This is a genomic window from Streptomyces deccanensis (genome assembly GCF_022385335.1).
Lineage (GTDB): Bacteria > Actinomycetota > Actinomycetes > Streptomycetales > Streptomycetaceae > Streptomyces > Streptomyces deccanensis.
In genome coordinates this window covers 8153320-8175048 of record NZ_CP092431.1, presented here as the reverse complement: position 1 = coordinate 8175048, position 21729 = coordinate 8153320, and the positions used below count along the sequence as shown (strand labels likewise).

Below are 21729 nucleotides of genomic sequence, written 5' to 3'. Positions count from 1 at the left end.
AGCCCTACGAACCCGACGCCCGGCCCTGCTCCGGGCAGCCCTGAACGGCCCCGGCCGCCGGCCCCAACTGCCCATGCGAGGCTGCCGATCCGGCCGTGTGCCCACGGGGCGCGACTGGCGTACGGGCGCCGTGTACCCCGGGCCGGGCAGGCCACTCGCCCCGATGATGTTGATTGGCCGGAATCGCGCGCCGATACCGGCCAACTCAGGCCCCGGTGCGGCTGATTGACGCCCCTCCCGCCCGCCGGTGGTCGCCGTCAGGCCTCCCACACGGCGGCGGCCGTACGGTCGTCCGCGTACCCCTTGACCCTGACCTGGGCGTCGGCGAGGAAGGCGGCGAGGCCGGGCGGTTCGGCGGCTCCCCAGCGGGCCGCCAGATGCGCGGCGAGCGGTGGCTCCCCGCGCAACGGTTCGGCCAGACCGCCCGTGCACAGCAGCAGGACGTCGTCCTCGCGGGCAACGGAGGCACGGAACCGGAAGGGTTCGCGGGGCGGGGCCGAAGCGGGTTCGTACGGGCTCGGGGGTGTCGTGATGCCGAGGTCCATGGTCAGGCGGTCGCCGTCCGGGGTCTCGTGCGGCAGCGAGCCGAAGCCGACCACCGGGGCACCGGCCGTGTCGGCGACGCGGGGCTCTATGTCCTGCCACTCGCCGCCCCGCAGCCGGAACAGCCCGCCCGCGCCGACGCCGAAGAACACCCGCGTACGGCACCCCGGGTCGGCCGGGAGCAGCAGACAGCGCAGGCTCGCCGTGTACTCCTCCGGGTCCAGCCCCTGTTCTACGGCGCTGGCGCGGAGCTTGCCGAGGCTGCGGTCGGTGAGGCGGTGCAGCCCCGACTTCAGATCGCCGCGCCGGGCGGCCCGGATGTCCTCCACCAGCCGCACATGGCTCAGCCCTACGGCCCGGCCGATCCACCGGCACGCCTCCCCCGCCGCGCGGTGCGCGCCCGGGGTGGCACGGGCGCCCGTCGCCATGGCCACCAGGACCAGTGCCTGTTCGCCGAGGCCGAAGCGGGCGGTGAGGAGCGCGTCGCGGCGTGGCTCGCCCCGGTAGCGCGCGGAGTCCCCGCGCAGCGACGCGGCGCGCAGCGTGCACGCCCCGTAGCGCGCGCCGTCCAGCACCGTGTCCGCCACCAGGTCGCCCAGGTCCTCGGGGTCCGCCGGCGGCAGCGCGGTCGGCTCCGCGTCGTAGGTGGGCGGGCCGGACCCCACGTACTCGACCCGCGTCCGCCCGCTCTCGTCGACGAGCGACACCTCGTCGGCCTGGGGGGTGGGCAGGTCGAGCCGGGCGTCGGAGGGCTCCGAGGCGGGTCCGGGGGCCGGGGACGGTGGCTGAGCGGGGATGGGGGGCTGCGCCCGGTGGGGGCTCCGGGCGGGCGTGCGGCGCCAGGGCGCGGCCGTGCGGAACCCCGGTGGCGTGGGCCCGGGCGGAAACGTCACGGGCCCCGACGGCTGAACGCCCGGCGGCTCCCACGGCGCGGGCTGCGGAGTGAGCCCACTGAGCCGGGGGTCCCTGGCGGGCGGGGAAGCCGAGGAGCCGCCCGGTTGACGCGGAACGACCCCGAAGGGCGACCGCTCCCCGGACGCCCCGCCCCCGGCGCGAGACGACCCACGCGGGTCGGCGTCGACAGGAGCGCCGACATCGGGACGCGACAGCGGCCGCGGGGGAACACCGGGCGGCGCGGAGCCGACACCCGCACCGGAGGGCCCACGCGAGCAGACATCAACAGGCGGTACCGGATCCGGACTGGACCACGGCCGCGGAGGAACAGCGGGCGGTGCGGGCGCGGGAGGGGCAGCCCGGCGCGAGCCTTGGTCGCCCTGGTGCCCTCGGCCGTCGCGTCCGGCCGGGTCGCCCGGTGGGCTCTGGGGCGACACCCGGTCCGAGTAGGCCCCCGGCGAGCCCTGCGGCGGCACCCGGTCCGAGGGGCCACCGAGAGTGCCCGAGCCGTCCGAACCGTTCGACGCACCCGCAGAACGCATCGGCGCAGGCGCGTCCGGCGCACCCCACGGGCCCGTCTCGTCCCGCCCACTCGGCGCACCCGGCCTGCCCGACGCACCCGGGACGCTCGGCCCGCCCGGGACGCCGGGGTGTCCCCCGCTCGCCCCTGCCGGGGCCTCTCCCGGGCTCGTCGTCTCGGTCGGGCCGCCCGGTGGCCTCGGGGGCTCCGGCGCCGGCGCCCGCACCGTGTTCGCCGCCGAGGCGAAGCGGTCGTCGAGGGAATCGGCCGCCACCGAGGGGCCCGTGTCCCCACTCGCGTCGTCGTACAACTGCCGCCACCAGTCGTCCTCGTGACCGGTCGGCCTCTCCCCCTGCTGGCTCATGCCCCTAATTGTCCACCTCGGGAGCCGTATGAAAACGGGGCATCCGGAAAATCGGCCCGCGGAGCCGACGCACCGTCGGCGTGTCGGACTACACGCCGAACTCCGGTGCGAGACAAGGGAGTCGAGAGGATGGCGGGAGATGAGGGAAATGCGGGGGATCGGGAATTATGGGAGGTGAGGGCGTCGAGGCCGGGGCGCCCGGTGTGCGCGCCGGGGGTACGTCACTCGGGGACCGCCGGACGGTGCCACCCCCCACAGGAGAGACCGCCCGGCGGCGCCGGAGCGACCGGGGCGCGGTGCGGGCGCGCGGGCCGGACGGCCCGAGTGTGCGGCGCGTTCCTGGGATTCCGCTGTGCGACCCCGCGTGCCGGTGGGAGACGCGGTGCGGTGATGATGGGCCGACGCGGAAGTGCGCCGAGGAGGCGCGGCGAGTGAGGGGCGGCGTCGCCGGATGCTGGGAGCGATCGGTCTCGACGAGACGCACGAGTCGGCGTACCGGGCCCTGGTGTCCGTGGGCGCCGCCGACGTACCGGACCTGGCGCGCCGGCTCACGCTCGGGGAGCGCGACACCGAGCGCGCGCTGCGCAGGCTGGAGCGGCACGGTCTCGCCGCCCAGTCCTCCGCGCGCCCCGGCCGCTGGGTCGCCGCGCCCCCCGGTGTGGCGCTGGGCGCCCTGCTCACCCAGCAGCGGCACGAGCTGGAGAAGGCCGAGCTGACGGCGGCGCTGCTCGCCGAGGAGTACCGGGCGAGCGCGGCCGAGCCCGCCGCGCACGACCTGGTCGAGGTGGTGATCGGCTCGGCCGCGATAGCGCAGCGCTTCCTGCAGCTCCAGCTCGGCGCCACCGAGGAGGTCTGCGCCATGGTCACCGGCGCCCCCATCGCGGTCTCCGGGCCGGAGAACAACCCCGCCGAGGAGCAGGCGACCGGGCGCGGCGTCGGCTACCGCGTGGTGGTCGAACGGGCCGTCCTGGACGAGGACGCCGGCCTCACCGAGCTGTCGGCCGCGCTGGGCCGGGAGGAGCGGGTGCGGGTCATGGACGAGGTGCCCACGAAGCTCGTCATCGCCGACCGGACGCTGGCCATGGTTCCCCTCACCACGCACACCGCCGAGCCCGCCGCGCTGGTCGTGCACGCGAGCGGGCTGCTGGAGCTGCTGTCGGGCCTGTTCGAGTCGGTCTGGCGGCAGGCCATCCCGCTGCGCCTGGGCTCCGGCCGGGTCACGGAGGACATCCCGGACGCCCCCGACGACACCGATCTGGAGATCCTCTCGCTACTGCTGGCCGGCATGACCGACGCGAGCGTCGCCAAGCAGCTGGACCTGGGCCTGCGGACCGTACAGCGCCGGGTGAAGCGCCTGATGGAGCTCGCCGGGGTGACGACCCGGCTGCAGCTGGGCTGGCACGCGTACGAGCGGGCCTGGGTGACCCGGGACTGACCTCACGGACCTGCGCCCCCTCTCGCGGTCCGGCACCCTGGGCAGATGGGAGCGTGGGAACTCCTGCTGGTCGGGGTCGTACTGCTGCTCGGCCTGTGCGGAGTGCTGGTGCCCGGTGTTCCGGGGTCCTGGCTCGTGTGGGCCGGGGTCATGTGGTGGGCGCTGGAGGAGCCGCGGCCCATCGCCTGGTGGGTGCTGGTGGGCGCCACCCTCGTGCTGCTGCTGTCCCGGGCGGTCCGCTGGGGTCTGCCGCCCCGGCGCCTGGCGGAGAGCGGTGCCACCCCGCGCATGGGCGTGTACGCCGGGGCGGGGGCCCTCCTCGGTTTCCTGCTGGTCCCGGTCCTCGGCGCGATCCCCGGCTTCGTCGGCGGTATCTACCTCTCCGAACGCCTCCGCCTGGGCCACCCCGGCGCGGCGAAGGCGGCGACACGCACGGCGATGCGCTCGGGCGGTTCGAGCGTCCTGACGGAACTCTTCGCCTGCCTGCTGGTGACGGGGGCGTGGGTGGGGGTGGTGTTCGGCGGCTGAGCCGGAGCGTCGTACGGCGTGGTCATGCGGTCGCGCTGAGTGTCCGTCCACTGCTTCCCGGTGACGTCGGCGGCCGTGTCGGCTGGAGCACGCCCTCTAGGCCGAGGAGGAGGCGTTTGCGGTCGAGGCCGCCGGCGTATCCGGTGAGGGTGCCGTCCGCGCCGATCACCCGGTGGCAGGGGCGGACGATGAGGAGGGGGTTCGCGCCGATCGCGCCGCCCACGGCCCGGACGGCGGCGCGGGGCGCGCCGATCCGGGCGGCGACGGCGCCGTACGTGATGGTCGCGCCGTACGGGACGTCGTCGAGCGCGGCCCAGACCCGCCGTCGGAACTCGGTGCCCTCGCCGCGCAACTCCAGCCTGAATTCCTTGAGTTCACCGGCGAAGTAGGCGGCGAGCTGTTCCTCGGCCGCCCGGAAGGGTGCCGGGTCGCGCAGCCAGCCCGGCAGCGGGACCCTGCCGCCCTTCTGCTCCGGCACGGACAGGGAGGTGAGGGCGCCGACCTCGTCGGCGGTGAGGAGGAGTTGCCCGACGGGGCTGTCGACGACGGTGTAGTACGTCCGCTGCTCGGTGCTCACGACTGAACTCCCTGCTCCTGTGTCTGAAGATGTCGAAGGGCGTACGACCGCCAGGGCCGCCAGGCCTCCGGCACGGTCTCGCCCGGGGGTGCCACGTCCGGGTCGCCGAGGGCGCGGGTGCGGATCTCGGCGACGGTACGGGCGTCCAGACCCGGCAGCGCGCGCAGGGCCGCCTCGGTGGCGTCCCGGTCCGCGCCGACGTCGAGGCGGCAGGTGCCGTCGGCGAGGGCGGTGGCGAGGGTGCCGAGCGGGCCGTCCGCGTCGGCCAGCGCGGCGGGTTCGGGGAACAGGTGCGTGAGCGTCCCCTGCGGGGCGTCCAGCGTCTTTCCGTACGCCTGTACGAGCCGGGCCGCCTCCGTGCGCCCGACGAGCGCCCGTACGGCGAACTCCTCCGGGTCGGCCGTGCCCGGCGAGCGCAGCCCCGGCCCGGCGGCGACGAGCGGGGCGAGCCGGGGGTCCTGGCCGAGGCGCTCGTCCACGGCGTACGGATCGGCGTCCAGGTCGAACAGCCGACGCAGCCGCTGCACGGCGGTGGTGAGGTCCCGGAGGTCGGTGAGGTGGAGCCGGGCGTCGAGCCAGCCGCCGCAGCGGTCGGCGGGACGGCCTCCCGGTCGCTCGTCGACCTCGGTGATGCCGGTGCCGTACGGAAGGCGGAGGGTGCGCCGGTGGGTGCGGTGCCCGCGCTCGCCGGTGACCTCCTCCACGCCGGTGACGGCCTCGGCGGCGAGGACGTCGAAGAGGGCGGTGGACCGGTACGGGCCCCGATACGCGAGCCGGAGCGGGATCCCGGCCGTGCGCGCCCCGGCGGACCGCCGGGGCGCGCCGGCGCGCAGAGCGCTGGGTGTCATGGCGTACACCGCGCGGATCGTGTCGTTGAACTGGCGCACGCTGGCGAAGCCGGACGCGAAGGCGATCTCGGTGACCGGGAGGGCGGTGGTCCGCAGCAGGACGCGGGCGGTGTGCGCCCGCTGGGCGCGGGCCAGGGCGACGGGTCCGGCGCCGACCTCGGCGGTGAGCTGCCGCTGGACCTGGCGCGCGCTGTACCCGAGCCGTACCGCAAGGCCGGCGACGCCCTCCCGGTCGACGACCCCGTCCCCGATGAGCCGCATGGCACGGCCCACGGAGTCCGCGCGCACGTTCCACTCGGCGGAGCCGGGCACGGCGTCGGGCCGGCACCGTCGGCAGGCCCGGAACCCGGCGCCCTGGGCGGCGGCCGCGGTGGCGTAGAAGCGGACGTTCTCCCGTTTCGGCGTCACCGCCGGGCAGCTCGGCCGGCAGTAGATCCCGGTCGTCTCGACGGCGAAGAAGAACTCCCCGTCGAACCGGCCGTCCCTGCTCCGCACCGCCTCGTACCTGGTGTCCTCGCCCCCCGTGCCGTCCTTGATGCCGTCCTCCATGCCGTCCTTCATGTCCTCAAGTGTCGACGACGCGGAGGCGGCGGGCTGGCGGTATTCGGACACGGGGCTGCGCCCCTGCGACGGCAGAGGGCGCAGCCTCTGCCGTCGCAGGGGCGCGGGGGAACGGGGCGACAAGCCCCCACCCCCACTCACCCGCGCCGGGCACTCACCGCAGACCACCCCGCTTCGCCTCCATCGCCGCGCGCCCCTGCGCACCCTTCCGCTTCCACTCCTTGCGGATCTCCGCCCGCAGCCGCGCGTCGCTCTTCGCGACGATCCGCTGGTTCTCGCGGAGCAGCTTGCGGTAGCTGTCGAGCCGCCGCTCGGGCAGTTCACCGGACTCGACCGCGCCGAGGACCGCGCAGCCGGGCTCGGCGACGTGCGCACAGTCGTGGAAGCGGCAGTCCGCGGCCAGTTCCTCGATCTCGGCGAAGACCTGCCCGACCCCGGTCTCGGCGTCCCAGAGGCCGACGCCGCGCAGCCCGGGTGTGTCGATGAGGACTCCGCCCCCGGGCAGGGCGAGCAGGTTGCGGGTGGTGGTGGTGTGCCGTCCCTTGCCGTCCACGTCGCGGGTGGCCTGGACGTCCATGACGTCGTCGCCGAGCAGCGCGTTGGCGAGGGTCGACTTGCCGGCGCCGGACTGCCCGAGCAGAACGGAGGTGCCGCCGGCGAGCACCGCGGCGAGGACGTCGAGACCCTCGCCGGTGGTGGAGCTGACCGTCAGCACGGGGACGCCGGGCGCCACGGTCTCCACGTCCTGCACGAGATGCCCCAGGGTGGCGGCGTCCGGCACGAGGTCGGCCTTGGAGAGCACGACCACCGGCTGGGCCCCGGACTCCCAGGCCAGTGCGAGGAACCGTTCCACGCGGCCGAGGTCGAGTTCCACGGCGAGCGAGACCGCGACGACGGCGTGGTCGACGTTGGCGGCGAGGATCTGCCCCTCGGCGCGCTTGGAGGAGGTGGAGCGGACGAAGGCGCTGCGGCGGGGCAGGTACGTGCGGACGTAGCGGGGGTCGCCCGCGGGTTCCACGGCGACCCAGTCGCCCGTGCAGACGACCCGCATGGGGTCGTGGGGGGTGACGAACGCGGTGTCGGCCCGCAGCAGGCCGTCGGCGGTGACGACGTCACACTGCCCGCGGTCGACCCGCACGACCCGCCCGGCGAGCAGGCCCTCGGCGGTGTACGGGGCGAAAGCGTCCGCCCAGGAGTCGTCCCAGCCGTACGGCACGAGGGGGTGCGAGGAGAACGGGGACGAGCCCGGAAGAGAGGACGAGCCGGAGGAAGAGGAGAGAGACAAGGGGTGACCCTTCACAGGGGTGGCCCCGGCACCGCGTCCACGGACGCGGGAGAAGAGAGAAGTCAGCCGGTGGCCACGGAGGTGGACTGGATGGATTCCTGGATGCGGGCAGCGCCCATCGCAATGACAGCCATCGGTCGACACCTCCTGTCTCACTCGTCGTCGTCGGCGACGGTGGCCTGAACGGCCGCCGTGCTCGGTGGTCTCACCCTAGCGGGGGCCCGAGGGCCCCCGTCAATCGATTTGTCGCGGCGCTCCCCGCGCCGCGCCCCGCGCTCAGTCCGCCCGGTCGCACTTCTTCCCGTTGAGCGTGAAGGACGCGGGAACGGGGTTGTCGTAGCCCTCCCAGATGCCGAGGAAGCCGACGCCGAAGGTGCCGCCGGCGGCGACGGTCTTGTTGTAGTCGGCGGAGGTGGCGACGACCTTGGAGCCCTCCTGGTCGAAGGTGCCGTCCCACATCTGGGTGACGCGCTGGTTCGCCGGGTAGGTCCAGGCGATGTGCCAGCCGTCGAGGGCCTTGGTGGAGGTGACGGTGACGGCGCCCTGGAAGCCGCCGGGCCATTCGTTGACGACCTGGTAGCGGACGTGGCAGGTGGCGTCGGACGACTTGCCCGGGTCGACCGGCTGGTGGGTGACGCGGGCGGGCGTCGAGGCGTCGCCCTGGGGTTCCTCGTGGCTGTTGCCGCCCTTGTCCTTCTTGTCGCCGTCGTCCTCGTCGCCCGAACCGGCCTCCTCCGGTCGCGACGTGCTCTGCAGCTCGGACGATTCGCCGCCGGACGGGGCCCCGGTCACCGGGAACCTCGGGTCCTGCTGCACCACCGACGACTCCCCGGCGGACGAGCCCTCCACAGCGGTGTCGTCGTCGCCGAACGGCATGAGGGAGACGGCGAGCGCCAGGACAGAGACCAGGCCGGCTCCGGCGAGCAGCCCGTTCCGGCTGAACCGAGGCCTCGGTTCCCTGCCCGGGGAGAAGCCCCGGTCGGTGCCGGTGGAGTCCGCGCGCCCGGGGAGCAGTCCGGCCTCGGCCGCGCGGCGGCGGCGTTCCAGATAGGCGAGGCCGCTCCAGCCGATCACGCCGCCGGCGAGTGCGGCGGGCAGTCCGCCGCCGTGCAGACCGAGGCAGGCCGCGGCCTCGGCGCACTGCACACAGGTGGCGAGGTGGCGGGACAGGTCGTCGGGGGTGTCGGTGCCGGGCGAGCGGGTCACCGCGTCCAGCAGCCGGGCGTAGGTGCGGCAGTCGGCGTGCAGGGGCGCGTCGAGCTGGCCGCGGTGGCAGCGGTCCCGGAACAGTGCCCGTACCTGGTCGAGTTCGGATCCGGCGACCGCCGGGTCGAGGCCGAGCCGGCGGGCCACCGAGCCCAGCGGCAGCGACTCGACCTCGGCGAGCCACAGCAGGGCCGCGTCGGGTTCCTGCATGTCCCGCAGGGCACGCAGGGCGAGCGGGCGGTACAGGGGCGGGCCGGTGTACCGGGCGGCCTTGTCCGAGTTGAGCCAGAGGCGCAGTTCGGGGTCGAGCCGGTGGCCCTGGCCACCCGTCTCCCAGGCGGCGGCGCTGGTCCTGACCCAGGTCAGGAGGAACGGTATTCGAGGCAGGCGCTGGGCACGCCGTCCGGCACCGCGTTCGGGACCCGCCTCGAACTCCAGGGCGCGTGCCTCGTGCATGCCGTTCGTGAAGGCCTCGGTGGCCAGTTGGGTCGCCGCGGCCGAACCGGACGTGCACAGGTCGGCGTACGACAGGACCGCGTCCCAGCACTCCGAGAACAGCGCGGCCTCGGCGGCGTCCTGGGGCTTCGGCAGGTCGGGCATGGGTCTCCTGCATCCAACAGAGCGAGGGGGGAAGTGTGCAAAAGTAGTCAACTGCCCTTTAAATCCAAGGGAGTTGGGGGGACCACCTTGCGGTACCCAGAGCTTTTCACGCTTCCCACACAACTGACAAGCTGCGTCTTCTCATGCGGTTACCAGCGGTCACACTGTTGAGTTGTACGTACGCCGACCCCGATCGACTCAACCGCCACAGGAGTTACCCGGCGGGAACCTCCTCGACGGCCGGGAGACTGTCCATGAAGGAGCTGACGGAGAAGACGGCGCGACCGGGTCCGGGCGGGCCGTATCCGGGCGGCGACGACAGCCCGAACTCGTCCATCGTGGCGCGGTAGGCCTGCAGCAGCCGGATGTGGTACTCCAGCGGCGCGCCCTGCGGGTTGGCCTTGCCGAGGGGGGTGGTGGGCTCCGGGCACCAGGTGGTGAAGCGGGGCGTGATGCCGTGCGACATGAAGAACCGCAGCCCCTCCGTGGTCGACGCGATCGCCTCGTCGACCGTCTTGAAGCCGAACGGCTCGGCCATCTCCACGCCCGCCACGAAGTTGGGGATCACGTTGCGCGCGCCGAAGACACCGGCCGAGTCCAGGATGCGCTTGTGCCACTCGTCGCGGCCGACGTACCGCTCCTTGCCGGGGCAGTACATCTTGAAGAGGTACTCGTCCCAGACCTCGTAGTTGGGGTGGTAGATCTTCACGCCGTAGTCGTGGAAGCGCTTGACGTCGTCCAGCGGCAGCGCCTGCGCGACGACCTTGCCGATCCAGCGGTCCGGGAACCGCTCCTCGATGGCCTTGGCGTAGTGGCCGTAGAAGTCGGCCTCGTCACGGCCCGCGACCGTCTTGGTGATGGCACCGCCGGTGAGCGTGTACGCGGTGGACGTCTTCGCCGTGTCGTACCGGTCGATGATCTCCAGGGCCTCGAGAACCTCGTCGACGTCCTTCACGCCCGTGTACGGCCGGCCCGCCGCCTTGTGCTGGCGCCAGTTGTGGTTGATGTCGCAGTACTGGCACTCCTCCTTCGCGCCGAAGTACTGGCAGACGCGGAAGACGGTCAGATAGATGAGGTAGCCCCACTGGATGGTGGGGGCCACCTCCATCACGGACTTCCCGTTGGAGAGAGTGTGCTTGTAGTACTCCGGCATGGGCGGGACGCCGACGTCCGCGATGCGCTTGCCGTCGAGGTACAGACCGAGGAGGCCGTCCTCGTCGGACGCCACCCGGTAGGGCGAGGACGGGTTGACCCGTACGGAGACGACCGTGCGCCGCAGGTCGTACGGGCCGCCGGTGAGGATGATCTCCTCCGGCGGGCGGCGCAGGGCGGCCTCGCCGAGCTCGGGGAGGGTGCCGTGGTCGAAGGAGAAGATGAAGTACGACTTCGGCTTGACCTCGCCCTTCTCGTTGTCGCTCAGCGCGGAGGCGTCGAAGGCCACGCCGCCCCTGAGCAGGTCCTCCTTGAAGACGGCTTCCCGTGGCACGTGGGGGAACCTCTCCATCAGGTCCTCCACCAGTGCGGTGCGGCTGCCATCCATCCCGTTGTCTCCTCGCTCCCGACGTCGCGTGGGGGTTGCCCGTGCGCGTCCTCCACGGTATGCCTCCGGCGGTCAGGGGGAGGGAGCGGGGGGTTGTTCGGGGGTGGCGCCTACCGGGGTGGGAGTGGGGGTGCGTCGGCGGGTGCGGGTGCGTGGGGCTTCTCGCGCAGTTCCCCGCGCCCCTGAAAAAGCGGGGCTGCGCCCCTGCTTTTTCGTCCGATTCACTCTTCCGCCGCGTAGTACCAGAACTCCACCTCGGTCAGGTTGCAGCGCCCGTTGTGCGTGTCGTGGAGGCGGAGCAGGGGGTACGTCGCCGTGGTCGGGAGGGTCGCCTCGTACCAGGCGCCGTCGGTCGTCGCCCCGATCGTGTGCAGGTCGGTCCAGGTCGTCCCGCCGTCCGTGGAGCCGCGCAGCACCGTGCCGGTCGCCCGCGAAGCGAAACCGGCGCGTGGCAGGACGCGGAGCCTGTCGACCCGCAGGGCCCCGCCCGCGCCCGCGTCGATGTCGATCCAGCTGTCGGCGGCGAGGGTGTCCGTGTACGTGGCGGTGTCGCCGTCGAAGGCCCGCCAGCCGTTGCCGGCCTGCGTCCCGGTGCCGGGCCAGGCGATGGTCGAGGCCTTCACCATCGACGCGGTGACCTCGGTGCGCCGCAGCAGCGTCTCCCGGGAGACGAGCAGCTCGTACGCCGCGTACACCGCGTCGATCCGGGCGTCCTCGTCCTTCCCGGTGTCCCCCTCCACCCGGTCGAGCTCGGCGGTGAAGGCCGCGTGGCTCTTCTTGGTCCACCCGGCCTCGTCGGTCGCCCGCGCCCGCGCGAGGACGTCCGCGAAGGTCTCGGCGACGGCCACGGCGGGCGCGGAGACCCGGCTGCCGCCGCCCACCAGGGCCGCCGTGACCCGGTAATGGCGCCTGCCGTGCCGCAGTCCCTTGTCGGCGTGGGCGAGGGACCGGGTGTCCTTCACGAGCGCCTCCCAGGTGTCGCCGTCCACGGAACGCTCCAGCGTGAACGTGAGCGCGTCCTCCGGCTTGCTCCAGCGGGCGGTGACGGTGTCGCCGTCCCGCTCCAGGGCGACCACCAGCGGGGCGTCCCCGAGCCCGTCGACGCCGACCTCCGCGAAGGCCGCGTCGCCCGTGGCCACGACCCCCGCGTGCACCGCGTACGGGAAGGGGCAGAAGAGGCTTCCGACGGTCACCCAGGTACGGCCGTCCGCGGAGACCTGGGCGTGCACGCGGTGGGTGGTGAGGTCGCGGACGAGCCGGAGGTACGGGGTGGCGGCCAGGGTGCGGCCGGGGAGGCCTCGGGTGATCGGGGAGCGGATGTCGTCCTGCCAGTCGTGGCGGCTGTCGCGGGCGCGGTCGTGCAGGACGAGCCGTCCGTCGGCGTCCGCGCCGAAGTACACGTGCCGGGTGTCGGCGGTGAGCCGGTCGCGGAGCATCAGACCGGTCGCGGGGCCCCGGGCGCCGTCCACGCGCGCCGTGAGCGTGAAGCCGCCCACCGCCGGGCGGTTCACGAAATGCAGCGCGTCCTCGATGTCGCGGGACAGCACCCGGTAGTCGTCGCCCTCGCCGAGGCCGTCGCCGTGGGCGCCGAGGACGCGGACGGTCGAGCCGCGCACGATCGCACTGCCCTTCCGGGCGTGGTGGAGGGCGTCGTCGCGCCAGCCGGTCCGGCGCACCCCGGGCGAGGCGGGCCGCTTCAGCTCCGTCTCGATCGCGTACGACGGCAGGCCGCGGCCCGCCGGGTTCACCGCCGTGACCGTGTAGAAGTAGGTCTCGCCCGGTCGTGCGGACGCGTCGAGGAGGTGACGGCCCTTCGTCGCGGTGCCGATCAGCTCGTACGGGCCCCGGCGTCGTGTCGCCCGGCGTACCTCGTAGTGCGTGGCGCCCGCCGTGGTCTGCCAGGTGACCAGGACCGAGGCGTCGCCGGGCAGGGTGTGGACGAAGTCGACGTGTGAGGGCGGGAGTTGGGCGATGTCCTCCGACTCCAGGCGCAGCACGAGTCCCGTCCTGGGCGGCACGCTCACCCGGCCGCCGCGCACCGGCAGCTCCCGGCCGCTCACCAGGTCGAGGACGCTCGCGCCCGCACCCGGCACCTCCACCCGGTACGCGCGCTCGTTCCCGTACGCCTTCCGCGTCGTGTTGAGGACGAAGAGGTAGCGGCCGTAGCGGGCGGTGAGGAGGTCGGGGTAGCCCGAGTAGGCGTGGTCGGCCTCGAAGTTCTCGCGGTGGACCGTTCCCACGCCGGGCTGGAAGGTGATGGGGGCGATCTCGCCGGCGAGGGCCTGGAGGGCGGTCGAGTCGCCCGTCTGCTGGTCCTCCATGAAGTCGACGTCGATGTTGTCCATGCGGGCCCAGTAGTCCTCGTACCGGAAGAGCCCCTCGGTGTGGAGCTGGACGATGTGGTCGCGGTCGGGGTGGCGGACGTGCAGGCGGCCGTTGCGGGCGAAGCCGCGCTGGCGTTCGTTGAGGTGGCCCCACAGATGCGTGTCGCCGTCGCGCAGGGAGACGAACATGCAGTCCACGTCCACCCAGGCGAACCGCTCGTAGTCGGCGGTGCGCACGGCGAGCGCGGTGAGTTCGGCGGGGGTGTAGTAGGCGAAGTCGGTGTGCGGATGGACGATGCCGGTCGGTTGCTGGTTCTTCAACCAGCCCCAGGTCTCGCCGAGTTCGAGGTCGTACTTGTTCTTCGACTTCACGGCGGCGAAGTTGGCGAAGTACTGGTGGTCGGCGATCTGCTGCTGGGCGAAACCCACCGCCTCCCGGGCGTACCGGCGGGTGCGGCTCCACTGCTCGCCCGCGTACCGCTCGGGGTGCTCGGCGATGTGGTGGGCGAGGGAGACGTAGTGGAGGAGCTTGCCCTCGGAGACGCGCAGCACGTAGCCGGGGAATCCGGGGAAGTTGGTGTTGCGCTCGTCGACGACCATCTCCATGCGCATGGTGCGCTTGAGGTCGTCGTCGAGGTCGGTCATGCGGGCGTGCGAGCGGGCGTGCAGGTTGCGGAGCGCCAACTCCAGGATTCTGTCGTTGAGTTCCTCGTCGCCCTGGTGGCCCCGGGTGCGGTGGAACCACTCGGGGAGGTAGTTGGTGGCCTCGCCGTAGTTGGCGACGTAGCCGTTCTCGCGGGTGTGGCCGGCCTCGGTCATGGTCGTGTAGTGGGTGCCGAGCGGGAGGCGGCGTACGACGTTGCCGTCCTTGTCGAGCTTGGAGCGGGCCAGGCCCTTGATGACGTAGTCGACGTAGTCGTCGGTCCAGCGGGCCGTGGTGTCGTGCTGGAAGAGGGAGTGGAAGAGGTCGAGGTCCTGTCCGTCGGGGCCGACCAGCACCTCCTCCCCGAGGAAGGGCTCCCAGCCGAGGGCCTCGCCGACGATGCGGTGGCTGCGGGCCCGGCCCTCGTAGTACGAGGACCCGATCACCCGCAGGCCTTCGTGGGCCTCCCAGGCGCCCTCGTACGTGTACATCACCTGGTTGTAGATGTAGGAGAGCCGGGAGCGGGCGTAGTCGAAGTTGGCCTTCAGGACGCGTTCCCACGCGGCGCGGCGGGTGAGGGGGCCGCCGTCCCAGCCGACGCCCGCGAGGGAGGTGGGCCCTTCCTCGGTGCCGGTGACGAACGGCTCGTCGAGGAAGTCCTCGAAGGCCGCCCGACCGTGGACATCGTTGTCGGCGATGACGTTCTCGACCAGGTACAGCGCCTGTCCGAGGGCCCCGTAGTAGCCGCCCCAGTCGCCCTGGTGCCCGCCCCAGGCAAGGAGCTTGGTGTTGCCGTAGTAGTCCCTGGTGTGGTTGTCCACGCACTTGAAGACCCGCAGCAGCGCCGCCTTCTTCTCGGCCGGGGTCTTCGCCGGACACCAGGAAGCACGGGCCAGCGCGCCCGCGTAGAAGAACAGTTCCTCGACGTACCGGACGATCGACAGCTTGCCGGTGCTGGCCGCGTCCACCTTCGCCGAGAGGGAGTTGAAGAGTTTCACCTGCTCGGCGACATAGCCGTCGACGAGCGCCTGCTTGGCCGTGTCGTCGAGGGCGGCGACGGTGGCGGTGGGCGGGGTGAACTCGGTCCGGGGATCGTCGCTCAGGTCGAGGTGGCTGCCGGTGTGGGTGTAGGCGCGGTAGTAGCCGCGGGAGTTCGCGGTGACCTTGCCGGAGAACGCGCTGTCGTAGGTGCGCAGGGTGATCTCGGCCCGGGTACGGCCCCGGGTGTGCTCCAGCGGCAGCATGATCGTCGCGTAGAAGAAGCGGCCGGGCAGGGGCCGGTTGGTGCCGGTGTTCAGGGCCTCGTAGTCGCCGGAGCGGCGGTAGCCGATCTGCTCGCCGTTGATGTACGCGATCGTCTTGTACGTCGAGGTGTCGCCGCCCCAGAACTTCACGGTGAGGTGGTTCTGGTGGACCGGGTCGACGGCGACGGTGAAGCGGAGGTCGCCGCCCTTGATGCCGGGGGTGGCGAGGGGCCTCGCGACCCGTGCCCTGTCCCCCGCGTGGCCGTCGACGACCTCGGTGTCCGGGCCGTGGAAGTCGTGGGCCGCCTCGGAGTCGGGGTCGCCGAAGTCGACGAGGTCCAGCCGTCCGGCGCCGCCCGCCGTCGCGTCGGCCTGCCGGCCCGCCGCGTCCTCGGCGGCGACCGCCGGGGACCAGCCGCCGGAGAGGGCGAGCGCACTCGTGCCCGCCGCGGCCGTGGTCAGGACGGATCTTCTGGAGATGGGCATGCGGAGTCCTCCCGGCCGGGGCACCTGGCAGTAAACGTTCTCTGCGGAAGGTAGGGGGCTCCGGTCGAGGTCGACAAGATGTCGTGCGGAAGAAAGACTTTCGATCACCCCGGAAAACAGACAACGGTTGTCGGCGTGATCATGCCGACAACCGTTGTCTGTTTTCCGCGACTCACGTGACGCACGTGACGCACTCGACGCGCGTGCGTGTCCGCACGGTCAGCAGTCGCGCAGCGGGTCCGTCTCGCTGTAAATGGCGGTGTCCTTCATCCAGCCGAGCTGACCGTTGTCGGCGACGGTCTTGATCCAGCGGTTCGGGTGCGGTCCGCCCACCCAGGCCTGGTTGTCCATCTTGCAGAAGAACCAGCTCGGATTGGTGTTCATGGTCCCGACGACCTGATGGGGGTTCGGGTACAGCGGGTTGTTGCCCACCGAGCCGTACACCGAGGCGCCGGCGACGTTGTTGCACCACCACCTGATGCCGTCCTCGTGCCGCCAGCAGGCGGACGCGGCGGACGCGGACGGCGCCGCGAGGGTGGTGCCGAGCGCGGCGGCCAGGCCGGCGGTGGCGACCAGCCATCGAAACCTCATGTGCGTGTTCCTCTCCTGTCAGCACGTGCGTGTCCCGCACCGAAGCCTGCCGACCGGCGAGGCGCCGTCGCGCCCCCTTTCGACCAGGGTCGAAAACCGCTGGTGGAAGCGTCACCGACCACCAGCCGGCCGCCACCCACCGACCGCTACGCGGCCCCGGGGCCCACGCTCACGCCATCCGCTCCAGCGCCCCCCGGTCGAGCTCGTACGCCAACTCCTCCCCGGCGGCCAGCCGTTCGGCCTCCTCCGTGACCGCGAGGCCGAGGCGGGCGACCTCGTTGCCCTGGGAGCCGGCCAGATGGGGGGTGACGAAGGCGTTCGGGAGGTCGAAGAGGGGGGAGTCGGCGGGCAGCGGCTCGGGGTCGGTGACGTCGAGGATCGCCGAGAGGCGCCCCGCGCGCAGCTCGTCGACGAGGGCGTCATGGTCGACGAGGGCACCGCGCGCGGTGTTGATCAGGGCGGCCCCGTCGGGCATCAGGGAGAGGGCTCGGCGGTCGATGAGGCGGTGCGTCTCGGGGGTGTCGGGGGCGTGCACGGTGACGATCTCCGAGGTGCGCAGCAGGTCGTCGAGCGGGAGCAGGGGGACGCCGAGGGCGGCGGCCCCGGTCTCGTCGACGTAGGGGTCGGTGAGGCTCACCCGCAGGTCGAAGGGGCGCAGCAGTTCGATGACGCGGCGGCCGATGCGGGAGGCGCCGATGACGCCGACGCGGCGGCCGTGGTTGCCGATGCCGGGGACGAACCCCCAGCCCGGCGAGACGCGCTCGGCGCGCAGGCGTTCGCGGCGGCCGAGGATGTCCTTGCCGGCGAGCAGGATCATGGCGAGCGTGTACTCGGCGACGGGCAGGGCGTTGGCGGCGGCGGCCGTGGAGACGGTGATGCCGCGTTCCCAGACGGCCGGGGTGACGAAGCCCTTCACCGAGCCCGCCGAGTGCAGCAGCGCCCGCAGCCGGGGGGCCGCGTCGAGGACCGTCTCGTCGACGCGGGGGCAGCCCCAGCCGGTGACCAGCACCTCGACGTGCGCCAGCGCCGCCCGCACCTCGGGATCGGCGAAGTCCTCCGCGATCAGGGCGGGGTCGATGTCCAGGGTCTCCCGCAGGCGGGCCAGCACGTCCGGCGGGAAGACCTGCGGAACGTTCTCGGCGGTCATGGCGAACAGGGCGAGCGGACGCTCGGGCAAGGAGGGACCTTCCGGCTGGGCGGGAGCAAGGGGGAACACGGGCGCGGCAGGGGGACAGTAAGCGGTATCTACGGTAGGCAGGCGCTGGTGGGGAGGTCAATGAACCGGCCCGGGCACCGGGCGGAGAGGATGGCCCTCCACAGCTACAGCCGGCGGAGGGCACCAGGCATGACCACCGAGACCATCACCAACTGGGCCGGGAACATCACGTACACCGCCGGGGAGCTGCACCGGCCGGACTCGGTCGACGCGCTGCGGGCCCTGGTCACGGGCAGCGAGCGGGTGCGGGTGCTGGGCAGCGGCCACTCGTTCAACGAGATCGCCGAGCCGGGTCCCGAGGGTGTGTTGCTGTCGCTGACCGGGCTGGCCCCGGAGATCGAGGTGGACACGGCGGCCCGTACGGTGCGGGTCGGGGGCGGTGTCCGGTACGCGGAGCTGGCCCGCGCGGTGCACGCCCACGGCCTCGCCCTGCACAACATGGCCTCCCTGCCGCACATCTCCGTCGCGGGCTCGGTGGCCACCGGTACACATGGCTCGGGTGACGGCAACGGTCCGCTCGCGGCGGCGGTGCGCGAGGTCGAGCTGGTCACGGCGGACGGGACGACGCTGACGATCTCGCGCGGCGACGACCGTTTCGGCGGGGCGGTGACCTCTCTCGGCGCGCTGGGCGTGGTCACCGCGCTCACCCTCGACCTGGAGCCGGCCTTCGAGGTCGGCCAGCGGGTCTACGGTGAACTCCCCCTGACGGGGCTGGACTTCGACGCGGTGTCGGCGGCGGCGTACAGCGTGAGCCTGTTCACCCGCTGGCAGCACTCCGGCTTCGACCAGGCGTGGGTCAAGGGGCGCGTGGACCGGGCCGAGGCGGACTTCCCGTGGGCGGCGCCCGCGACCGAGGCGACGCATCCGGTGCCGGGGATGCCGGCGGTGAACTGCACCGAGCAGTTCGGGGTGCCCGGTCCCTGGCACGAGCGGCTGCCGCACTTCCGGGCGGAGTTCACGCCGAGCAGCGGGGACGAGCTCCAGTCGGAGTATCTGCTGCCGCGTGCGTTCGCCCTGGAGGCGTTGCACGCCCTGGACGGGGTCCGGCATGTCGTCGCGCCGGTGCTCCAGGTCTGTGAGGTCCGTACGGTCGCCGCCGACGAGCAGTGGCTGAGCCCCGCGCACGGCCGGGACACGGTCGCGCTCCACTTCACCTGGATCGCGGACCCGGCGCCCGTGCTGCCGGTGGTCCGGCGGGTCGAGGAGGTGCTGGCGCCGTTCGCGGCCCGGCCGCACTGGGGGAAGGTGTTCACGGTCTCGGCGGCGGACCTGGGGGCGCTGTACCCCCGGCTGGGTGATTTCCGGGCGCTGGCCGAAGTCCTGGACCCGGCGGGCAAGTTCCGCAACACCTTCGTACGGGAGGTGCTCGGCGGCTGAGGCGTCGGGGGACTTCGTAAAGCCCCTTTCCTAACCCCTTGTAGAAAGCCCCTCCGCGCCATAGCCTTGGCGACCGCGCCGGGGCAACAGGCCTCGTCATGGCCTGGAGGGATCGAGGGCATCATGTCGTCGGTGAAGCGCACCTCACGCGACATCCGTACCGCGAACCGCTACGAGGTGCTGCGCCAGATCATCGCCAAGTCTCCCACCTCCCGGCAGGAGCTGGCGGCGGCGACGGGGCTGAGCCTGGCCACGGTCGCCACGCTCGTCGGCGAGCTGCTCGACCTCCGCATGATCACCGAGGTCGGGTTCGAGGACTCGGCGGGCGGCCGCCCCCGTGGACTGGTGGCCGTCAACGCGTCGGGGGGCGCGTTGATCGGCGTCGACATCGCGGAGACGTACGTCCACGTCGAGCTGTTCGACCTGGCGCTGAACGTCCTGGCCCGCGCGGAGGAGAACGTCCGCCCGGGTGAGAGCCTGCCCGAGCAGATGGTGGGGCACGTCGCCGCCGCCGTCGGCTCCGTCGTCGCGCAGGCCGGCACCGAGGGCGCCCGGGTGCTCGGCGTCGGGGTGAGTGTGCCGGGGCAGGTCGACCGCGCCACCGGCATCTCGGAGTACGCGCCCAACTGGGACTGGCACGACGTGCCGCTGCTCGACCTGCTGACCGAGCACATCGCCTACCCGCTGTACCTGGACAATCCGCTGCGCGCGGTCGCGGTGGCCGAGCTGTGGTTCGGTGCCGCCCGCGGCCGCGGGGACGCCGCGGTGATCACCCTCGGGACCGGTGTGGGCGCCGGGCTCGTCCTGGACGGCGGGCTGCACCGGGGGGTGAGCAACAGCGCCGGCGAGTGGGGCCACACGACGATCGTGCTGGACGGCCGGCTGTGCCACTGCGGCAACCACGGCTGCGTGGAGACGTACGTGGGCGCCCCGGGGATCATGCTGAACCTCCGGGAGCTGAGCCCGCGCAGCCCCCTGCTGCATCCCGAGGACCAGACGGCCACCATCGCGGCGCTCGCGCGGGGCGCGGCCCGGCACGATCCGGTGGCGGTCAAGGTGGTGCGGGACACCGCCCGATATCTGGGCGCCGGGATCGCCGACCTGGTCAATCTGTTCAATCCCGAGGTGGTCGTGCTCAGCAGCTGGGTCGCGGCCGCCCTGGGCGAGCCCCTGGTCACGGAGGTGCGCGAGGCCGTCGCCCGGCACGCGCTGCCGCGTCCGATGGCCGCCACCGAGATCGTGCTCTCCCAGATCCCGAGCGATCCGGCGTGCCTGGGCGCGGCGACGTTCGCGCTGGAGGGCGCGCTCCAGTCGGTCGGGCAGAAACCGGGCACCCGGGCCGCGCCGGCCATGTCGCGGAGCAGGCCCGCCGTACGCCGCCGAGGGCGGTCCGAAGAGCGCGACAGCCTGCGCGAACACCCCTGAGCCGAGGGCCGCCGGACCCTGACCCCGGCGGCCCTCTACCCCACACCAACCCCTTTGCGCCGCACGGACGTTCGGAACACCGAACCGAATACAACGCTTCGAACAGACTTCGTCCAACCCCTTGCCGAAGCCTTAGCCGAAGGTTAACGTCCCGCACCGCAAGCCTCTTTGAGCCACTGAGCCAACAGGCACTGAGCCGCCGAGCCATCGGCGCAGAGCCGCAGCCGTACTCGAGACAAGGACGTCAGCATGTCGGCATTCAGCAACAGGAACTTCGACCGACGCACCGCACTGCGCGCCGCGCTGGGTCTGGCCGCCGCCGGCGGACTGGCCGCGTGCGGCGGCAACACCGGCAGGAGCGGCAGCGGTGGCGGCGCCGGCCTCACGCAGTACTTCCACGCGTACGGCGAGGCGGGCACCGAGCAGGCCATCAAGCGCTACGCGAAGGCCTACAAGGAAACCAACGTCACCACGCAGTGGATCACCGGCTCCAACTTCGAGAGCAAGCTGTTCGCCTCGCTGCTCACGGACAAGGCCCCCGACTGCTTCGAGTTCCACCCGCAGCTGCAGATGATCGAGAGCGGCCAGGTCGCGGACCTGACCGACCTGATAGACCCGGTCAAGGACGACTTCAACCAGGCCGACATCCAGTCGCACACGGTCGACGGCAAGATCTACGGCATCCGGATGATCGACGACCCGCAGTTCTTCTTCTACCGCAAGTCGATGTTCGAGAAGGCCGGTGTCGAGGTCCCGCAGACGCTGGAGGAGCTGGCCGAAGCCGCCGCCAAGCTGACCACCAGCAAGGTCAAGGGCGCCTACCTCGGCAACACCCTGCACTCGATGGTCAACCCGCTGATCTGGTCGGCCGGCGCCCAGCACCTGGACGAGAAGAACCAGATCGCCTACCACACGGACGCGGTCGTCGACGGCTTCAAGCAGCTGCGCAAGCTGTTCACCAGCGGTGACCTGCTGCTCGACGCCCCGACCGACTTCTGGGACCCCTCCGCGCTCAACCAGGGTCTGACCGCCATGCAGTGGTGCGGCATGTGGGCGATGCCGCAGATGCAGGAGGCGCTCGGCGACGACCTGGGCATCTTCCCGTTCCCGAAGGTCGGCAGCGCCGGCAAGCAGTCCGTCTACAACGGCGGCTGGTCGATGTTCGTCAACGCCAAGGGCAAGAACGTCGACGAGACCAAGGAATACGTGAAGTGGCTGTGGATCGACCAGAAGGACTACCAGGAGGACTGGGCGCTCTCCTACGGCTTCCACATCCCGCCGCGCACGTCGATCGCCGAGTCCGCCGACAAGCTGAAGTCGGGTCTGCCCGCTGAGGGCGTGAAGCTCTTCAACGAGTTCGGCCACTTCGACAACATCGGCTGGACCCAGGCGAGCATCACCGCGCTGGAGGACGTCCTCGCCAACTCCGTGCGCAAGGGCGGCGACCCGGACAAGGAACTCACCAAGGCCGACGCCAAGGTCAACAAGGAACTGAAGAAGCTCTTCGGCTAGGCCGGCGGAC

14 protein-coding genes are annotated in these 21729 nt (G+C 72.5%); 5 read left to right on the top strand and 9 right to left on the bottom strand.

The window, feature by feature from the left end; genetic code table 11:
• Positions 1-257: 257 nt before the first annotated feature.
• The gene (locus L3078_RS36115) at positions 258-2321 is read right to left on the bottom strand and encodes a protein phosphatase 2C domain-containing protein (protein WP_239758129.1); all 2064 of its coding nucleotides are present in this window, start codon (positions 2319-2321) and stop codon (positions 258-260) included.
• A 451-nt stretch (positions 2322-2772) separates the two neighbouring features.
• Here L3078_RS36115 and L3078_RS36110 point away from each other — a divergent pair, with 451 nt between their 5' ends.
• Positions 2773-3756: a helix-turn-helix transcriptional regulator gene (locus tag L3078_RS36110; RefSeq protein ID WP_239758128.1), complete on the top strand. Its 984-nt coding sequence runs from the start codon at positions 2773-2775 to the stop codon at positions 3754-3756.
• A gap of 45 nt (positions 3757-3801) precedes the next feature.
• Positions 3802-4284: a DUF456 domain-containing protein gene (locus L3078_RS36105; protein WP_239758127.1), complete on the top strand. Its 483-nt coding sequence runs from the start codon at positions 3802-3804 to the stop codon at positions 4282-4284.
• A gap of 22 nt (positions 4285-4306) precedes the next feature.
• On the opposite strand, the gene L3078_RS36100 is transcribed toward L3078_RS36105, so the two are convergent.
• The 8 genes from L3078_RS36100 to L3078_RS36065 form a co-directional block, all read right to left on the bottom strand.
• Positions 4307-4861 (bottom strand): methylated-DNA--[protein]-cysteine S-methyltransferase, encoded by a 555-nt coding sequence (locus L3078_RS36100; protein ID WP_239758126.1) that lies wholly within the window; start codon positions 4859-4861, stop codon positions 4307-4309.
• Positions 4858-6270, bottom strand: coding sequence for a bifunctional transcriptional activator/DNA repair enzyme AdaA (locus tag L3078_RS36095; RefSeq protein ID WP_239760597.1), 1413 nt, complete (start codon positions 6268-6270; stop codon positions 4858-4860). Before L3078_RS36095 ends, L3078_RS36100 begins: the two co-directional genes overlap by 4 nt.
• Before the next feature lie 154 nt (positions 6271-6424).
• On the bottom strand, positions 6425-7555 hold the full coding sequence (gene rsgA, locus L3078_RS36090) for a ribosome small subunit-dependent GTPase A (RefSeq protein WP_239758125.1): 1131 nt from the start codon (positions 7553-7555) through the stop codon (positions 6425-6427).
• A 276-nt stretch (positions 7556-7831) separates the two neighbouring features.
• Positions 7832-9361: a cellulose-binding domain-containing protein gene (locus L3078_RS36085; RefSeq protein WP_239758124.1), complete on the bottom strand. Its 1530-nt coding sequence runs from the start codon at positions 9359-9361 to the stop codon at positions 7832-7834.
• Between the two features lie 214 nt (positions 9362-9575).
• Positions 9576-10901, bottom strand: a complete 1326-nt coding sequence (locus L3078_RS36080; RefSeq protein WP_239758123.1) for a radical SAM protein — start codon at positions 10899-10901, stop codon at positions 9576-9578.
• 221 nt (positions 10902-11122) lie between these two features.
• The gene (locus L3078_RS36075; protein ID WP_239758122.1) at positions 11123-15598 is read right to left on the bottom strand and encodes a fibronectin type III domain-containing protein; all 4476 of its coding nucleotides are present in this window, start codon (positions 15596-15598) and stop codon (positions 11123-11125) included.
• A gap of 219 nt (positions 15599-15817) precedes the next feature.
• Positions 15818-16189, bottom strand: coding sequence for a hypothetical protein (locus L3078_RS36070; protein WP_239758121.1), 372 nt, complete (start codon positions 16187-16189; stop codon positions 15818-15820).
• A 169-nt stretch (positions 16190-16358) separates the two neighbouring features.
• A complete protein-coding gene (locus tag L3078_RS36065; RefSeq protein WP_239758120.1) occupies positions 16359-17366 on the bottom strand; it encodes a hydroxyacid dehydrogenase in 1008 nt (335 codons plus the stop codon).
• A 168-nt stretch (positions 17367-17534) separates the two neighbouring features.
• On the opposite strand from L3078_RS36065, the gene L3078_RS36060 reads away from it, so the two are divergent.
• The 3 genes from L3078_RS36060 to L3078_RS36050 all read left to right on the top strand — a co-directional run bounded on the left by L3078_RS36060 (position 17535) and on the right by L3078_RS36050 (position 21719).
• A complete protein-coding gene (locus L3078_RS36060) occupies positions 17535-18782 on the top strand; it encodes an FAD-binding protein (protein ID WP_239758119.1) in 1248 nt (415 codons plus the stop codon).
• A 123-nt stretch (positions 18783-18905) separates the two neighbouring features.
• Positions 18906-20207 carry an ROK family transcriptional regulator gene (locus L3078_RS36055; protein WP_239758118.1) on the top strand — a complete coding sequence of 434 codons (1302 nt, stop codon included), beginning with the start codon at positions 18906-18908 and terminating at the stop codon, positions 20205-20207.
• Positions 20208-20456: 249 nt separating this feature from the next.
• Positions 20457-21719, top strand: coding sequence for an ABC transporter substrate-binding protein (locus tag L3078_RS36050; RefSeq protein WP_239758117.1), 1263 nt, complete (start codon positions 20457-20459; stop codon positions 21717-21719).
• The last annotated feature ends 10 nt before the right edge of the window (positions 21720-21729 follow it).